Annotated in this window: 14 protein-coding genes; 2 read left to right on the top strand and 12 right to left on the bottom strand. The window is 59.3% G+C overall.

Annotated features, from left to right (window positions below; genetic code table 11):
* Positions 1-50: 50 nt before the first annotated feature.
* The gene (gene mutS / locus B498_RS19605) at positions 51-2,612 is read right to left on the bottom strand and encodes a DNA mismatch repair protein MutS (protein WP_008499593.1); all 2,562 of its coding nucleotides are present in this window, start codon (positions 2,610-2,612) and stop codon (positions 51-53) included.
* A gap of 113 nt (positions 2,613-2,725) precedes the next feature.
* Positions 2,726-2,956, bottom strand: coding sequence for a SymE family type I addiction module toxin (locus tag B498_RS19610; protein WP_008499591.1), 231 nt, complete (start codon positions 2,954-2,956; stop codon positions 2,726-2,728).
* Positions 2,957-3,131: 175 nt separating this feature from the next.
* Here B498_RS19610 and B498_RS19615 point away from each other — a divergent pair, with 175 nt between their 5' ends.
* On the top strand, positions 3,132-3,476 hold the full coding sequence (locus B498_RS19615; protein WP_008499590.1) for a nitrous oxide-stimulated promoter family protein: 345 nt from the start codon (positions 3,132-3,134) through the stop codon (positions 3,474-3,476).
* Positions 3,477-3,481: 5 nt separating this feature from the next.
* Here B498_RS19615 and B498_RS19620 read toward each other — a convergent pair whose 3' ends face one another.
* The 10 genes from B498_RS19620 to hypA all read right to left on the bottom strand — a co-directional run bounded on the left by B498_RS19620 (position 3,482) and on the right by hypA (position 13,417).
* Positions 3,482-4,702, bottom strand: a complete 1,221-nt coding sequence (locus B498_RS19620; protein WP_008499589.1) for an MDR family MFS transporter — start codon at positions 4,700-4,702, stop codon at positions 3,482-3,484.
* A gap of 16 nt (positions 4,703-4,718) precedes the next feature.
* Positions 4,719-5,480 (bottom strand): ABC transporter ATP-binding protein, encoded by a 762-nt coding sequence (locus tag B498_RS19625; protein ID WP_008499588.1) that lies wholly within the window; start codon positions 5,478-5,480, stop codon positions 4,719-4,721.
* On the bottom strand, positions 5,480-6,517 hold the full coding sequence (locus B498_RS19630; RefSeq protein WP_008499587.1) for a FecCD family ABC transporter permease: 1,038 nt from the start codon (positions 6,515-6,517) through the stop codon (positions 5,480-5,482). Before B498_RS19630 ends, B498_RS19625 begins: the two co-directional genes overlap by 1 nt.
* The gene (locus tag B498_RS19635) at positions 6,517-7,515 is read right to left on the bottom strand and encodes an ABC transporter substrate-binding protein (RefSeq protein WP_008499586.1); all 999 of its coding nucleotides are present in this window, start codon (positions 7,513-7,515) and stop codon (positions 6,517-6,519) included. Before B498_RS19635 ends, B498_RS19630 begins: the two co-directional genes overlap by 1 nt.
* A 153-nt stretch (positions 7,516-7,668) precedes the next feature.
* Positions 7,669-9,741, bottom strand: a complete 2,073-nt coding sequence (gene flhA / locus B498_RS19640; protein WP_008499585.1) for a formate hydrogenlyase transcriptional activator FlhA — start codon at positions 9,739-9,741, stop codon at positions 7,669-7,671.
* Positions 9,742-9,805: 64 nt separating this feature from the next.
* Positions 9,806-10,816 (bottom strand): hydrogenase expression/formation protein HypE, encoded by a 1,011-nt coding sequence (gene hypE / locus B498_RS19645; RefSeq protein WP_008499584.1) that lies wholly within the window; start codon positions 10,814-10,816, stop codon positions 9,806-9,808.
* Complete coding sequence (gene hypD, locus B498_RS19650; RefSeq protein ID WP_008499583.1) at positions 10,813-11,934, bottom strand: hydrogenase formation protein HypD; 1,122 nt, start codon at positions 11,932-11,934, stop codon at positions 10,813-10,815. Before hypD ends, hypE begins: the two co-directional genes overlap by 4 nt.
* A gap of 2 nt (positions 11,935-11,936) precedes the next feature.
* Complete coding sequence (locus B498_RS19655; protein WP_008499582.1) at positions 11,937-12,209, bottom strand: HypC/HybG/HupF family hydrogenase formation chaperone; 273 nt, start codon at positions 12,207-12,209, stop codon at positions 11,937-11,939.
* Positions 12,200-13,063: a hydrogenase nickel incorporation protein HypB gene (gene hypB, locus B498_RS19660; protein ID WP_008499581.1), complete on the bottom strand. Its 864-nt coding sequence runs from the start codon at positions 13,061-13,063 to the stop codon at positions 12,200-12,202. Before hypB ends, B498_RS19655 begins: the two co-directional genes overlap by 10 nt.
* 3 nt (positions 13,064-13,066) lie before the next feature.
* Positions 13,067-13,417 carry a hydrogenase maturation nickel metallochaperone HypA gene (gene hypA, locus B498_RS19665; RefSeq protein ID WP_008499580.1) on the bottom strand — a complete coding sequence of 117 codons (351 nt, stop codon included), beginning with the start codon at positions 13,415-13,417 and terminating at the stop codon, positions 13,067-13,069.
* A 210-nt stretch (positions 13,418-13,627) separates the two neighbouring features.
* On the opposite strand from hypA, the gene hycA reads away from it, so the two are divergent.
* Positions 13,628-14,092 (top strand): formate hydrogenlyase regulator HycA, encoded by a 465-nt coding sequence (gene hycA / locus B498_RS19670; protein WP_008499579.1) that lies wholly within the window; start codon positions 13,628-13,630, stop codon positions 14,090-14,092.
* The last annotated feature ends 37 nt before the right edge of the window (positions 14,093-14,129 follow it).

Genomic DNA, 14,129 nt, shown 5'->3' with positions numbered 1-14,129 from the left:
GTAGGTCGGGTAAGGCGAAGCCGCCACCCGACAAAACAGACCGCAGAAAACTAAACCAGACTCTTCAACCGATAAATCCACTCCAGCGCCTGACGCGGCGTCAGGGAATCCGGATCGAGGTTCTCCAGCGCTTCCACAGCAGGCGATGTCTCTTCCGCTGGCACCAGCAGCGACATCTGCGTACCATCGATCTGCGTCGCCGCCGCATTCGGTGACAGGCTTTCCAGCTCACGCAGTTTCTGACGCGCGCGCTTGATCACCTCTTTCGGTACCCCGGCCAGCGCCGCAACGGCCAGACCATAGCTCTTGCTTGCCGCGCCATCCTGCACCGTGTGCATAAAGGCGATGGTGTCGCCGTGCTCCAGCGCATCAAGGTGGACGTTAGCCACGCCTTCCATTTTCTCCGGCAACTGCGTCAGCTCGAAGTAGTGGGTGGCGAACAGCGTCATGGCCTTGATTTTATTCGCGAGGCTTTCCGCACAGGCCCAGGCCAGCGACAGACCATCGTAGGTTGACGTTCCGCGTCCGACTTCGTCCATCAGCACCAGGCTGTGCTCCGTCGCGTTATGCAGAATGTTGGCCGTTTCGGTCATCTCGACCATGAAGGTTGAGCGGCCGCTCGCCAGATCGTCCGCAGCCCCGACGCGGGTAAAGATACGGTCGATGGGGCCAATCTCCACGTTTTGCGCCGGAACGTAGCTGCCGATATAGGCAAGCAGGGCAATCAGCGCCGTCTGACGCATATAGGTACTCTTACCGCCCATGTTCGGACCGGTAATGATCAGCATTCTTCGCTGCGGCGACAGGCTCAGCGGGTTGGCGATGAACGGTTCGTTCAGCACCCGCTCGACCACCGGGTGACGGCCTTCGGTAATGCGAATGCCGGGCTTGTCGGTAAAGGTCGGGCAGGTGTAGTTCAGCGTTTCCGCGCGTTCGGCCAGGTTCACCAGCACGTCCAGTTCCGCCAGCGCGCTGGCGCTCAGCTGCAGGTCGGCCAGGTGCGGCATCAGCATGTCAAACAGCTCTTCATAGAGCTGTTTTTCCAGCGCCAGCGCTTTGCCTTTCGAGGTGAGAACTTTGTCCTCGTACTCTTTCAGCTCGGGAATGATGTAGCGTTCAGCGTTTTTCAACGTCTGGCGGCGCACGTAGTGAATCGGCGCCAGGTGGCTCTGCCCGCGGCTGATTTGAATGTAGTAACCGTGAACCGCGTTATACCCCACCTTCAGGGTGTCGAGACCAAGACGTTCGCGCTCGCGGATCTCCAGCTTATCAAGGTAGTCCGTCGCGCCGTCGGCCAGCGCGCGCCATTCGTCCAGCTCCTCGTTGTAGCCCGGGGCAATCACGCCGCCATCACGTACGAGAACCGGAGGCGCATCAATAATGGCGCGTTCAAGCAGCTCGCGGAGTTCGGTAAATTCGCCCATGGTTTCGCGGAGTTTCTGTACCGGCGCGCTGTCAACGTCGCTCAGCTGCGCACGCAGTTCCGGCAGCTGCTGGAAAGCATGACGCATCCGCGCCAGATCGCGCGGTCGCGCCGTGCGCAGCGCCAGACGGGCCAGGATACGTTCCAGATCGCCCACCTGACGCAGGACCGGCTGCAGCTCGGTATAGCGATCCTGCAGGGCGGCAATCGTCTGCTGACGGCAAACCAGCGTAGCGGTATCGCGAATCGGCATATGCAGCCAGCGTTTCAGCATACGGCTGCCCATTGGCGTGACCGTACTGTCGAGGACCGACGCGAGCGTATTTTCTACGCCGCCCGCCAGGTTCTGGGTGATCTCCAGGTTACGGCGCGTGGCGGCATCCATGATGATGCTGTCCTGCTGGCGCTCCATGGTGATAGAGCGGATATGCGGCAGGGCGGTGCGCTGGGTATCTTTTACGTACTGCAGGAGGCAACCAGCCGCGCACAGCCCGCGCGGGGCATTTTCAACGCCAAAGCCAATCAGATCGCGGGTGCCAAACTGCAGATTCAGCTGCTGGCGCGCGGTATCAATTTCGAATTCCCAGAGCGGACGGCGGCGCAGCCCGCGACGACCTTCAATCAGCGCCATTTCGGCGAAATCTTCGGCGTAGAGCAGTTCTGCCGGGTTGGTGCGCTGCAGTTCGGCAGCCATCGTTTCACGATCGGCCGGTTCACTCAGACGAAAACGCCCGGAACTGATGTCCAGCGTCGCGTAGCCAAAGCCTTTGCCGTCCTGCCATAGCGCGGCCAGCAGGTTATCCTGGCGCTCCTGAAGCAGGGCTTCATCACTGATGGTGCCCGGCGTGACGATGCGCACGACCTTGCGTTCCACCGGACCTTTTGAGGTCGCGGGATCGCCGATCTGTTCGCAGATGGCAACAGACTCGCCCTGATTCACCAGTTTCGCCAGGTAGTTTTCTACCGCGTGGTGCGGAATACCGGCCATTGGAATGGGTTCACCAGCCGATGCGCCACGTTTGGTCAGCGAGATGTCGAGCAGCTGCGATGCGCGTTTGGCATCGTCATAAAACAGCTCGTAAAAATCGCCCATACGATAGAACAGCAGGATTTCCGGATGCTGTGCCTTCAGCTTCAGATACTGCTGCATCATCGGCGTATGTGCGTCGAAATTGTCGAGTGTGCTCATGGAGTTATGATGTCCATTTCTTTGAATATAAACCGTTTTGAGCGGCTCAGTGGCCGTTTGTTCCTTCTATTGTCGCATGAAAAAAAGGTACGGCGCAGAAAAATGTCGCCGCTTTACGAGGCATCTTCCGACATGAGCTCAATGACGATTTTTCCATGCTCTACGCCCACTCGCACCCGGGAGTGGGTGGTAAACCCTGCCTTTTCAAGCCAGTCACCTTTTAAGCTCAGCGCCGCATGCACGCTGTAGCGCTTCGGTATCTTGGTATTGCGGTCTTCATGGCGTTTTCTGAAATATCCCACTGTTAAATGGCGATAGGGTTTGTTGATAGCGAGTTCTTGCATAGGGTCTCCCGACAACACGGATAAAAGTCATTACTGATGCCTGTATAAAATACCAGTGATGCTCGAGCCTTGCAGGGCTAAAACTGGAATCAGGCTTCAGAAAACGACATGCAATAACTGAAATCCCGCATTGAAAGGTGTATTATTTTTGCACTTTATTGTTCGGTAAGTCGCTATGTCCGGTAAACGAATTTCACGCGAAAAAGAGACCATCGCGAAAATGATCGCGCTGTATCAGAAGCAGTGTCCTCAGGCCTCTGTGGAAGAGGGGCACTATCAGGCGCTAAATGCCTATGCCGATAAGCGTCTGGATAAATGCGTTTTCGGGGAGGAAAAGCCCGCCTGTAAACAGTGTCCGGTCCACTGCTACCAGCCTGCAAAACGCGAAGAGATGAAGCAGATTATGCGCTGGGCAGGCCCGCGAATGCTCTGGCGTCACCCCATTCTGACCGTCCGCCATCTGATGGATGACCGTCGTCCCGTACCGGAACTGCCGGAAAAGTATCGTCCGAAAAAGTGACCGGTTCAGCTTCTGAGCGGGCGGCAAATCACGTTAAGGGCCAGCGCGCTGCAGAGCGGGAAGAGGGCCAGCAGCAGCCAGGGGAGCATCGCCTGCGTTGAGGGCACCAGCGCGCGATCCAGCAGGCTGCCAAACAGCAAATTCCCGGCCAGTACCGCAATGCCTCCGGCGGTGGCGAGTGCGCCGTAGTGCGCCCCCAGCGTGGACTCCTCGGCAAACCGGGGGACCAGGTCCTTAGCCGAGGGTACCAGCAGCATCTGTCCCAGCGTCAACAGCGTCACGAAACAGACCGACGGCAGCAGGCGCAGCCAGCCCTCAGGCGGTGCCGTCGGCGCAAACATTGCCACGCTTGCAAAGGCGGCGGAGAGGAATAAAAAGCCCACCGGCAGGATCCTCACCGCGCCCACGCGGCGGGCGAATCGCGCCAGCGGCAGCTGTAAAGCAACAATCAGTACAGAGGCCAGCATAAAAAGCGGGCCGAGATCTTTCTCGTTACCGCCGGCGCGCTGGATCTCTACCGGCAGCGCCAGATAGAGCTGGTTATAGCTTAAAAGCCACGAGCTATAGGCAATGATAAAGGCGACAAAGCGGGGCTGGCGGAACGTCGTCCACCAGGGAACGAGCTTCAGCGTCCGCGCGGCGTGGCGTGACGCGGGCAGGCAAAAGTAGAGAACCACCAGCGCAACGAGAAAGACGCCAGCGCCCGCCAGCGCCACCTGGCGAAAGCCCAGGCCGGTGAGCAGGGCGCCGGCAACCGGGCCCAGTACCGCACCGAGTTCCCCGCAGACCGCAAACAGCGCGAACCACTCCGCCCGGCTTCGTTTACCTTTCGCCTCGCTGTGCGTGCCTGCTTTCGCCAGCAATGCCTCAATAGAGGGAGAAAACAGCGCGCCGCCCACCCCCGTCAGGCACGCGCCCAGAATAATCGGCCACAGCGATTCTCCAAGCGCCAGCAGTAGATACCCCGCGACGCGAATAATGCACCCGCTCAGGATAACGATTTTCGCGCCAAACCGGTCCGAGAGCGCGCCGCCGACGATAAACATCCCCTGCTGAGAGAACGTGCGCAGGCCGAGGATCAGCCCGATCAGCCCGCCGGAGAGCAGCATATCGTCGCGCAGGAATATCGCCAGGAAGGGGACAACGGCGTAAAAGCCGATGTTAAAAACAAACTGGCTACCCAGTAAAACGGGCGGCCAGAGCGTGGTGGCAGGGCGTAGGGGCATCGTTGGTCACTCGCCCCTAAACGATAAAGTGAATGTGTTTTTTGCCATGGAACGGCGAGATCTCGATTTTGGTTTTGACCCGGAAGACGTCCCAGAGCAACGACTCGGACAGGATGTCCTGCGGTGTCCCCGTCGCCACAATTTGGCCTTTCTGCATCACAATCAGCGAGTCGCAGAACATCGAGGCGTGGTTGAGATCGTGGATAGCGACAATGCTGGTGACCGGTAATTCGCTGATCAACTGCATCAGCTGCATCTGATGATGAATGTCCAGGTGGTTTGTTGGTTCATCCAGCAGGATTTCCGTCGGGGTCTGGGCCAGCGCGCGGGCAATGTGGACGCGCTGGCGCTCGCCGCCGGAGAGGCTCAGCCACCCCTGGTCGCTTTTATCCAGCATATCCACGCGCTGCAGAGCGGCGGTGACGGTTTCGTCATCGTGCGTGCTCCAGTTGGAAAAGGCGGAGTGGTGCGGAATCCGCCCGAGTTTGACCACGTCGCGCACGCGCATGTTGGCGTCAGTCATGCCGTGCTGCTCCACGAAGGCGACCCGGCGGGCCAGCTGCTTTTTGGCAATACGAGAGATGTCCTGGCCGTCCAGCGTCACACAGCCCGCATCCGGGCGCCGCAGCCCCGCGAGGATACGTAAAAGAGACGATTTACCGCAGCCGTTAGGTCCAAGCAGTCCTACCGTTTCGCCCCGGGAAACCTTCAGCGAGACGTCATTAACGATGACTTTTTTGCCGACCTTCCAGGTAATATTTTCAGCGCAGATGCTCATCACTTATTCCTTGAGCGGTAGATAATCACGGCAAAGAACGGAACGCCAACCAGCGCGGTGACCACGCCGACGGGCAGGCTTTGCGGCGCAATCAGCATGCGCGAGGCAATGTCTGCCAGCACCATCAGGATCGCGCCTGCCAGCGCGCTGGCAATCAGCAGCGTGCGGTGCAGCGGCCCGAACAGGAAACGCATGACGTGCGGCACCACCAGCCCAACAAAGCCGATTGACCCCGCCATGCTGACGATAGTTGCGGTAATCAGCGCGGTGGTGGTAAAGAGCGCCAGGCGCACCCAGGGAACGGCAATGCCCAGCGACGCGGCGGCGTCATCGCCGAACGTAAAGGCATCCAGCGCCCGGGAATAGTAGAGGCACACGGCTAACCCAATCAGCACCACGACCAGTGCCAGCTGGAATTCAGGCCAGCGTACGCCGCTGAAGCTGCCCAGCAGCCAGAACATCACGTCGCGCGCCTGCTGGGCACTGGCGGAGGTGCTAATGGTGTAGGCGGTAATGGCGTTAAAAAGCTGTGAGGCGGCGACGCCTGCCAGAATCGTACGTTCATTCCCGCCGCGCGCCCCGTTCGTCAGAAACGCGACAAACGCAAACGCGGCGAACGCCCCGGCAAAGGCCCCGGCAGAGAGCGACACCGCACCGGTGCCGATCCCCAATACGACGACAGAAACCGCCCCGGTCGACGCGCCCGCGGACACGCCGAGCACGTAGGGTTCCGCCAGCGCGTTCTTCAGCAGGCTCTGCAATACGGCCCCGCAGATGGCCAGACCTGCGCCGCAGCAGGCCGCCACCAGCGCGCGGCTCAGGCGGAAGTCCCAGATCACGCTCTCATAGATGCGAGTGAGCGGAACATCGGTGAGCCCCATTTTATTGCTGATGGCGTAAAACACGTTATCCAGCGGGATGGACAGCTCGCCGACGCTGACGCTCAGCGCGATAACCAGAAATAGCAGGACAAAGGCGAGCAAACACGAGGTCGTCAGAACCAGGCTCTGCCTGGCCTGAAGGACAGCGGTGGTCATCAGTTCAGCCCCAGTTTTCTGAGCTGTTCGCCAACCTGCTCAGCCCCGTAAATCGTGCGAATTGTCGGGTTCATGGCCTGACCGTCCATCACCACGATATGGCCTTTTTTCACCGCGTCCAGCTGGCTGACGGCCGGATCGCTTTTCAGGAATTTGATTTTCTCTTCCGCGTTATCCAGCGCCCAGCGGTTGCGATCCAGGCTCGAGACCACAATCACATCCGGATTGGCGGCAATAATGCTTTCCCAGCCCACGGTTGGCCATTCGGTCTCGGAGGTGATGGCGTTATGCCCGCCCATCAGGCTGGCGATAAACCCGGAGGGGCTATTTTTACCGCCTACGTAGGCGTCCGCAGAAGGGGAGGAGCTTGAGAACCAGAAAACAAAGGAGAGATCTTTTTTGTTTTTACTGAATTCCTGGCGCAGGTCAGCCTCACGTTTTTTGAAATCGGCAATCACGGCCTGACCGCGGTCTTCAACGTTAAAGATTTTGGCGAAATCCTCAATCTCCTGATAGAGATACGTCATATCCCACAGTTTCTGGCGGCTGCCGTACATATCGCCGGTGGCTTTTTTGGTCGCACACATGCCCGGGGACACGTAGCTGTTCACGCCCAGGGTCATCAGATCGTCGCGTTTTGCGACCTTGCTTTCTGGCCCCAGCAGCAGCGGTGACTGCGCGGGGACAAAGTCGGGATTTTGCGCAAGCACGGATTCAAGGGTAGGGATTTCAACCGTCAGGGTTTTGATTTTTGCGTTCTGTTCCGCCAGCTGAGGCAGCACTTTCGTCGGCCAGAAGGCGCTGGCCTTCACCTTATCTTCCAGCCCCAGCAGGAGCAGAATTTCGACGGTATTCTGACCCAGAGCCACGACGCGTTCCGGGGCTTTGGTGAATGTCTCTTTATAGCCACAGTTTTCAATCGTCAGAGGATATGTGGTTGCCAGAGCAGAACTGACCGACGCAACCGCCAGGCCTAACGCGCAGATGACCTTCTTCATGAAACGCTACCCTTGATTAATATTATTATTGATGCAAATGAAACTCATTATTAAGGCGGAATTTTATACAGAGGAAACGATTTTGTGTCAATGAGGGACAATTGCGCAGGGTAACGAAAGGCGGTGCCAGAAAAACACCGCCGGATTGGGGGCTTAAACCAGGCTCTCTTTGTCGATCCCGAGACGCTTCATGCGCGACAGCAGGGTAGTGCGTTTTAACCCTAAACGCTGGGCGGCACCTTTTGGCCCGGCGACCACGCCGTTGGTCTCTTTGAGTACGCGCATAATAAGCTGATATTCATCTTCTCCCTCTTTCGCCGTCTCGGCGGCGGGTACGGTCACGTCAGGCAGCGTCACTTCAGGAAGGGAGAGCTGCAGCACATTGCCGCGCGTCAGCAGCACCGCACGCTCGATGACGTTTTCCAGCTCGCGCACGTTGCCGGGCCACTCCATTGATGAAAGGGTACGTAACGTCTCGGCAGGAATGCTGTCGATGTTTCGCCCCATCCGACGCGCGATCTTGGCGGTAAACGCTTTGACCAGCAGGGGAATATCTTCCGGGCGCTCGCGCAGCGGCGGCAGGAAGATCGGGAAGACGTTCAGGCGATAGTAGAGATCGCTGCGAAACTCGCGGTCGGCGACCATTTTTTTCAGGTCGCGGTTGGTGGCGGCAATCAGCCGCACGTCAGTCTGGATAAGCTTGTTGCTGCCAAGACGTTCAAACTCCTGCTCCTGCAGAACGCGCAGCAGTTTCGGCTGTAGCTCCAGCGGCATATCGCCCACTTCGTCGAGAAACAGCGAGCTCTTGTCCGCCAGCTCAAAACGGCCCAGCCGCTGGCTGCTGGCCCCGGTGAATGCACCGCGCTCGTGGCCGAACAGGTCGCTTTCCAGCAGGCCTGCGGGCATCGCCGCGCAGTTCATCTTCACCATCCGACGGCTGTTGCGGTTGCTCAGGTTGTGGATGGCCCGGGCAATCAGCTCTTTACCCGTACCGGTTTCGCCCAGGATCAGCACCGTGCTGTCGCTTTGCGCCACCATCTCAACCTGCTTGAGCACGCTGTACATGGCGTCGCTGCGCCCGATGATTTCACCAAACTCGCTGTCCACGTTGTTGAGCTGTTCGGTCAGGGCCAGGTTCTCATCCACCAGCCGCTCTTTCAGGCGGTGGATCTCCTGATAGGCGAGGGCGTTATCCAGCGCGATGGAGATACGCTCGGCGATCTGGCGCAGCAGCTTCAGGTTGGCGGTGGTAAACACGGCTTCATCACACTGCGCCAGCTTCAGCACCCCCAGCATGGTGTTGCCGGACATCAGGGGAAGCAGGCACAGGGTCTGAATCTTGTTGCCCCAGGTGTTAAACAGCATCCGCTCATACGGTGCCACCGGGTCCTGCTCGCTCAGGTTGAGCAGCAGGATCTCTTTGCTCTTAAACACCCGCTCAGACAGGGTGCCCGCTTCGTCCACTTCGCTCTGCTCGTGCGCCGGGTTGGCTTCATCCAGATAATGCGTGGAGTAGATGTTCAGCTTGCCCTTGCGATGGCCGCGCAGCGCGATGCTGATAGCATCGATTTTGAAATAGTGGTGGATCTCCTTCGAGACTTCGCTGACCAGCTCGTCCATATCAAGGCGCGACAGCACGGCGTTGGTGATGGCGACCAGAATGCGGAAGTTGTCGCGCTCGCGGCTCAGCAGGTCGTAATCCACGTTATTGGTCACGCGGCTTTGGATCTGCTCCGCGACGACGGCCACGATCTGGGTAAAGGTGTGCAGACGCTCGTATTCCGACTCGCTCCAGGGCTGGTCGGTCGTGCGAATAAACTCGCAGCCACCAAAAATATGTCCCTCCGCCGCGAGCGGCAGCATGCTGTAGTGGCCGAACGGCTGGTAGAGGTTGCTCTCCGCGAGCCGCGGCCACGCCGTGCGGAACTCCTCAAAGTTGCAGTGCAGCGCTTCCGGACGGGAGAGAATACGGCGCACCGGGCCATGCGCGAGATACGTTTCGTCTTCGTACTCAAACGTTTTGCCATTATCGCGCGTTGAGTAGTAGCTCGCGCGGTGCGTTCCGCTATGCCACAGTACTATCGCCGCGCTGTCGGCCAGCGCTGATTGCCTGACCAGCCGCGTCAGGGCATCGCTCAGCGCGCCGAGATCGGGCTGCTGTAAAAGTGTGCGCGTGATATCAAACAGGCCCTGCTGTCCAAGATCGCTCATCGGTGTATACGGCATTATTGCTTTCCAATAGAAACTGGCAAAAAAGAGACATTCAGTGCTGACCGCTTATGGCGCGGCTCTAGCAAATTCGGGGTAACGGTTCCGCGTGCGGCAGGTCCAGCGTGCGCTTCACGCCGTAAAGTCCGGTCAGGCGCACCCCCTTGCGCTCAACCACTTCGCCGATGATGGCGGCCTCTTTCCCTAATGGATGCGCGCGCAGCTCTGCAAGAACGGCTTCCGCCGCCGCGCGTTCCACGCCGATCACCAGCTTGCCTTCGTTAGCAAAGTTCAGTGGGTCAAGTCCCAATAGTTCGCACAGCCCGCGCACGGCAGCTTTTACAGGCAGGCCACGCTCGGTCAGTTCAATCCCGCACCCGCTGCTTGCGGCGAATTCGTGAACCACCGCATTCACCCCGCCGCGGGTGGCATCGCGCAAGGCCTTCACGCCGGGAATAGCACACAGCGTCTGAATCAGCGGGGTGAGCACCGCGCAGTCGCTGCGCAGTTCACCGTCCAGCCCTAAGCCTTCACGCAGGTTAAGGATAGTCGCTCCGTGGCAGCCCAGCGTGCCGGTTACCAGCAGCACGTCGCCCGCGCTAAGCCGCTGTGCGCCCCAGTGAATGTTGGCGGGGATAGCCCCCATTCCGGCGGTGTTGATAAACAGCTTATCGGCCGCACCGCGCTGGACCACTTTGGTGTCCCCGGTGACGATAGCGATACCCGCCTCGCGCGCGGTGTGTGCCATGCTGTTCACCACCGCCGTGAGCGTCTCCATCGGCAGCCCCTCTTCGAGGATGAATCCGCAGGAGAGGTAGCGGGGAATGGCGCCGCTGACGGCCACGTCGTTGGCCGTGCCGCAGACGGCGAGCTTGCCGATATCGCCGCCGGGAAAGAACAGCGGATCGATGACATAGCTGTCGGTGGAGAAGGCCAGCCGGTTGCCCAGGGCGGTGAGGGTGGCGAGATCAATGCGCGCCTGGTCTTCCTGCTCGGCGAGCCAGGGGTTGTTAAAGGCCTCCATGAACAGCCGGTTAATCAGCTGCTGCATCGCCTGTCCACCGCTTCCGTGCGCCATTTCCACCGTGTTCATGCTTCACACTCCTGGTTGCGATATTGATACCACGCGGCGCATGCCCCTTCGGAGGAGACCATCAGCGCGCCAAACGCCGTTTGCGGGTTACAGGTATTGCCAAATAACGGGCACTGATGCGGTTTGCATTTGCCGGTGAGCACCTCGCCACAGCGGGCCCGGGGATCGTCGCAAACCTGCTGCGGCTGCGGGCGGAAATGCGCTTCAGCGTCGAACGCGCGATAGGCTGGCGTCAGGCGCACGCCGGATTCGGCAATCAGCCCCAGTCCTCGCCACTCGCTGTCGCCTTCGACGCTGAACACCTCCGCAATGGCACGCTGAGCCCGTTCATTGCCGGCATCCGGCACCACGCGGCGGTACTGGTTTTCGACCGCGCTCAGGGCCGCTATTTTCTGCTCAACCAGCATGGTGACACCTTGCAGTAGATCAAGTGGTTCGAAACCAGCGACCACTAACGGACGATTGTACTGTTCAGCGATAAAACCGTAGGCGTCTGTGCCAATCACCATGCTGACGTGGCCCGGTGCCAGAAAGGCGTCAATGCCGTTGCCTGGCGCTTCCAGCAGGCTGCGCAGGGTAGGGATAAGCGTAATGTGCTGGCAGAAGAAGAAAAAGTTATCGACGCCGCGCGCTTTCGCCTGCTGCAGCGTGATGGCCGTCGCGGGCATGGTGGTTTCAAACCCCAGGCCAAAAAACACCACCTTGCGCGCGGGGTTATCCGCTGCCAGCGTCAGGGCATCCATCGGCGAATAGACGATCCGGATGTCCGCCCCGCGCGCTTTCGCCTGCAGCAGCGAGCCGTTTTTCCCCGGCACGCGCATCGCGTCGCCAAAGGTGCAGAATATGACGTCGGGCCGGCCGGCAATCTCGATACAGCTGTCGATGCGTCCCATTGGCAGCACGCAGACCGGGCAGCCGGGGCCGTGGATAAACTCAATGTTCTCCGGCAGCAGCTGGTCGAGGCCAAATTTAAAGATCGCGTGCGTGTGCCCGCCGCACACCTCCATGATCCGCAGCGGCCTTTCTTTGGTGTAGTCCAGCCGCGCCGCGCGCGTTTTGAGGTGTCCGATAAGCTGCAGCACCTGCTCCGGCGCGCGGTATTCATCAACGTAACGCATGATTACCGCTCCTCGCCGTACAGCAGCGCGCCGACGTCCGGCTCCACGTCGAACATGTTTTGCAACGCATCCAGCGTGTCGCGGGCTTCCGCTTCGTTAATCACGCTCATGGCAAACCCCACGTGGACCAGCACCCACTGGCCGAGACGCGACGCGCCCGTTTCATCGGTGCTGCCCACCAGCGTCAGGTCTACATCGCGCAGGATGCCGCAGACCTCGACTTTGGCCTGATTACCGTTGAGGGAATGGATTTGTCCCGGTACGCCTATGCACATCGTTCGTTCTCCAGCCAGCGTAACCAGCCGTCCATGCCGTCGCCGCGCGTGGCGGAGACCATCATGATCTCAATCTCCGGGTTCACTTCGCGGGCATACGCCAGGCACTTATCCACGTCGAAATTCAGGTACGGCAGCAGGTCGACTTTGTTCAGCAGCATCAGGGATGCCGCGGCGAACATGTGGGGGTATTTCAGCGGCTTGTCTTCGCCTTCGGTCACCGAAAGCACCGCCACCTTGTGTCGTTCACCCAGATCGAAGCTCGCCGGGCAGACCAGGTTGCCGACGTTTTCAATAAACAGGATGCCGTTATCCGCCAGCGGCAGGCGCGGGGCGGCATCGGCAATCATCTGCGCATCCAGGTGGCAGCCTTTGCCGGTGTTAACCTGAATTGCCGGGGTGCCGGTTTCGCGGATGCGCGCCGCGTCGTTTACCGTTTGCTGGTCGCCCTCGATCACCGCGCAGGAGACGCGCCCGTTGAGGCGTTTGAGCGTTTCGGTCAGCAGCGTGGTTTTGCCGGAACCGGGGCTGGAGACCAGGTTCAGCGCCAGCTGTTTGCGGGCGGCGAAGCGGGCGCGGTTGCGGGTGGCGATCTGGTTATTTTTGTCCAGCACGTTGATTTCCACGTCCAGCATTTGACGCTGGCTCATGCCCGGCGCGTGGGTACCCGCTTCGCCGTGGCCGTAATGCAGGTCGCCCGCGTCGGAACGCTGCGGCGCAAAGGTAATGCCGGTCAGGGCTGCCGCAGGGCGCGGGGCAGGGGAAAAGGGCGCGGAGCGAAACGCGGAGTGGGGACGGTGCTCATCCCCTTCTATATACAGGTTGCCTTCGGCGCAACCGCAGGTACTACACATACTTTACTCCTTCTCGATTTCGAGGCGTTGGATCTGCATGCCGTCATCCGCCACGATGCGCAGCCCGGTGCTCTGACACTGCGGACAGCGCTGTACCTTTGATGAGAGCAGGGTGACGTACTGCTGACACTGTTCGCACCAGCACTCCGCCTGCTGCTCCTCAATATGCAGTTCGCAGCCTTCCGCCAGCGTGCCGCGGCACACCAGCTCAAAACAGAAGGTCAGGGCGCTGGTCTCGACGCAGGAAAACGCCCCGACCTTCAGCCAGACGCCGGTGACGCGTTTCGCGTGGTTTTGCACAGCCTGCTGTTCGATAAGTTCCAGAGCCCGCTGGCAGAGGGTGATTTCGTGCATGACGCCTCCTCAATGAATTGCCCCGGTAATGCAATAACAGTGCCAGCTTGATTTTTGTTAAGGCGTGTCGATGTCACCGCTGTCGAAATGACACGTCGACACCGCGATGTTGACAGCGAATTTTTAATTAAATCCATTGAAAATCATAAGCATAAAAACTGGCATGGAATCTGCTTAACAGCCGCTATCTCCATTAAACGGATACCTTTTATGACTATTTGGGAAATCAGCGAAAAAGCGGAATACATCGCGCAGCGTCATCAGCAGTTACAGGACCAGTGGCACCTTTACTGCAACTCTCTGGTTCAGGGCATTACCTTGTCGAAAGCGCGTCTTCACCACGCGATGAGCTGTGCGGCGCAGGGCGATATGCGCTTTGTCCTCTTCGGCCATTTCATCATCAACGTCACCCTGGCGGATAACTTCAACAGCCACACCATCGAGTACTACCTCGAGACAAAAGACGGTGAAAAACAGTGTATTGCAAAGGCGCAGCTGATGGCTGACGGCATGGTGGACGGCCACGTCAGCAACCGCGATCGCCAGCAGGTACTGGAGCACTATCTGGAAAAAATCGCCCCGGTTTATAACGGCCTGTACACCGCCGTTGAACACGATCTCCCGGTCAACCTGAAGCAGCTGATGGACGGAAATACCTCAGCGAACGTGGCCTGACCCCCAGTGTGTCGAGAAGTGTCGACAAGACAGTTTT

The sequence above is a fragment of the Enterobacter sp. SST3 genome, from assembly GCF_000286655.1.
In the GTDB taxonomy this organism is placed as follows: Bacteria; Pseudomonadota; Gammaproteobacteria; order Enterobacterales; family Enterobacteriaceae; genus Enterobacter; species Enterobacter roggenkampii.
This window is presented reverse-complemented; position numbering and strand designations above follow the sequence as displayed.

Bases quoted from the DNA above. Each gene is read 5' to 3' on its own strand.
- hypB (WP_008499581.1), bottom strand. From the start codon at position 13,063: ATGTGTAGTACCTGCGGTTGCGCCGAAGGCAACCTGTATATAGAAGGG.
- hypD (WP_008499583.1), bottom strand. From the start codon at position 11,934: ATGCGTTACGTTGATGAATACCGCGCGCCGGAGCAGGTGCTGCAGCTT.
- B498_RS19625 (WP_008499588.1), bottom strand. From the start codon at position 5,480: ATGAGCATCTGCGCTGAAAATATTACCTGGAAGGTCGGCAAAAAAGTC.
- B498_RS19630 (WP_008499587.1), bottom strand. From the start codon at position 6,517: ATGACCACCGCTGTCCTTCAGGCCAGGCAGAGCCTGGTTCTGACGACC.
- B498_RS19620 (WP_008499589.1), bottom strand. From the start codon at position 4,702: ATGCCCCTACGCCCTGCCACCACGCTCTGGCCGCCCGTTTTACTGGGT.
- B498_RS19635 (WP_008499586.1), bottom strand. From the start codon at position 7,515: ATGAAGAAGGTCATCTGCGCGTTAGGCCTGGCGGTTGCGTCGGTCAGT.
- B498_RS19610 (WP_008499591.1), bottom strand. From the start codon at position 2,956: ATGCAAGAACTCGCTATCAACAAACCCTATCGCCATTTAACAGTGGGA.
- hypA (WP_008499580.1), bottom strand. From the start codon at position 13,417: ATGCACGAAATCACCCTCTGCCAGCGGGCTCTGGAACTTATCGAACAG.
- hypE (WP_008499584.1), bottom strand. From the start codon at position 10,816: ATGAACACGGTGGAAATGGCGCACGGAAGCGGTGGACAGGCGATGCAG.
- B498_RS19655 (WP_008499582.1), bottom strand. From the start codon at position 12,209: ATGTGCATAGGCGTACCGGGACAAATCCATTCCCTCAACGGTAATCAG.
- hycA (WP_008499579.1), top strand. From the start codon at position 13,628: ATGACTATTTGGGAAATCAGCGAAAAAGCGGAATACATCGCGCAGCGT.
- flhA (WP_008499585.1), bottom strand. From the start codon at position 9,741: ATGCCGTATACACCGATGAGCGATCTTGGACAGCAGGGCCTGTTTGAT.
- mutS (WP_008499593.1), bottom strand. From the start codon at position 2,612: ATGAGCACACTCGACAATTTCGACGCACATACGCCGATGATGCAGCAG.
- B498_RS19615 (WP_008499590.1), top strand. From the start codon at position 3,132: ATGTCCGGTAAACGAATTTCACGCGAAAAAGAGACCATCGCGAAAATG.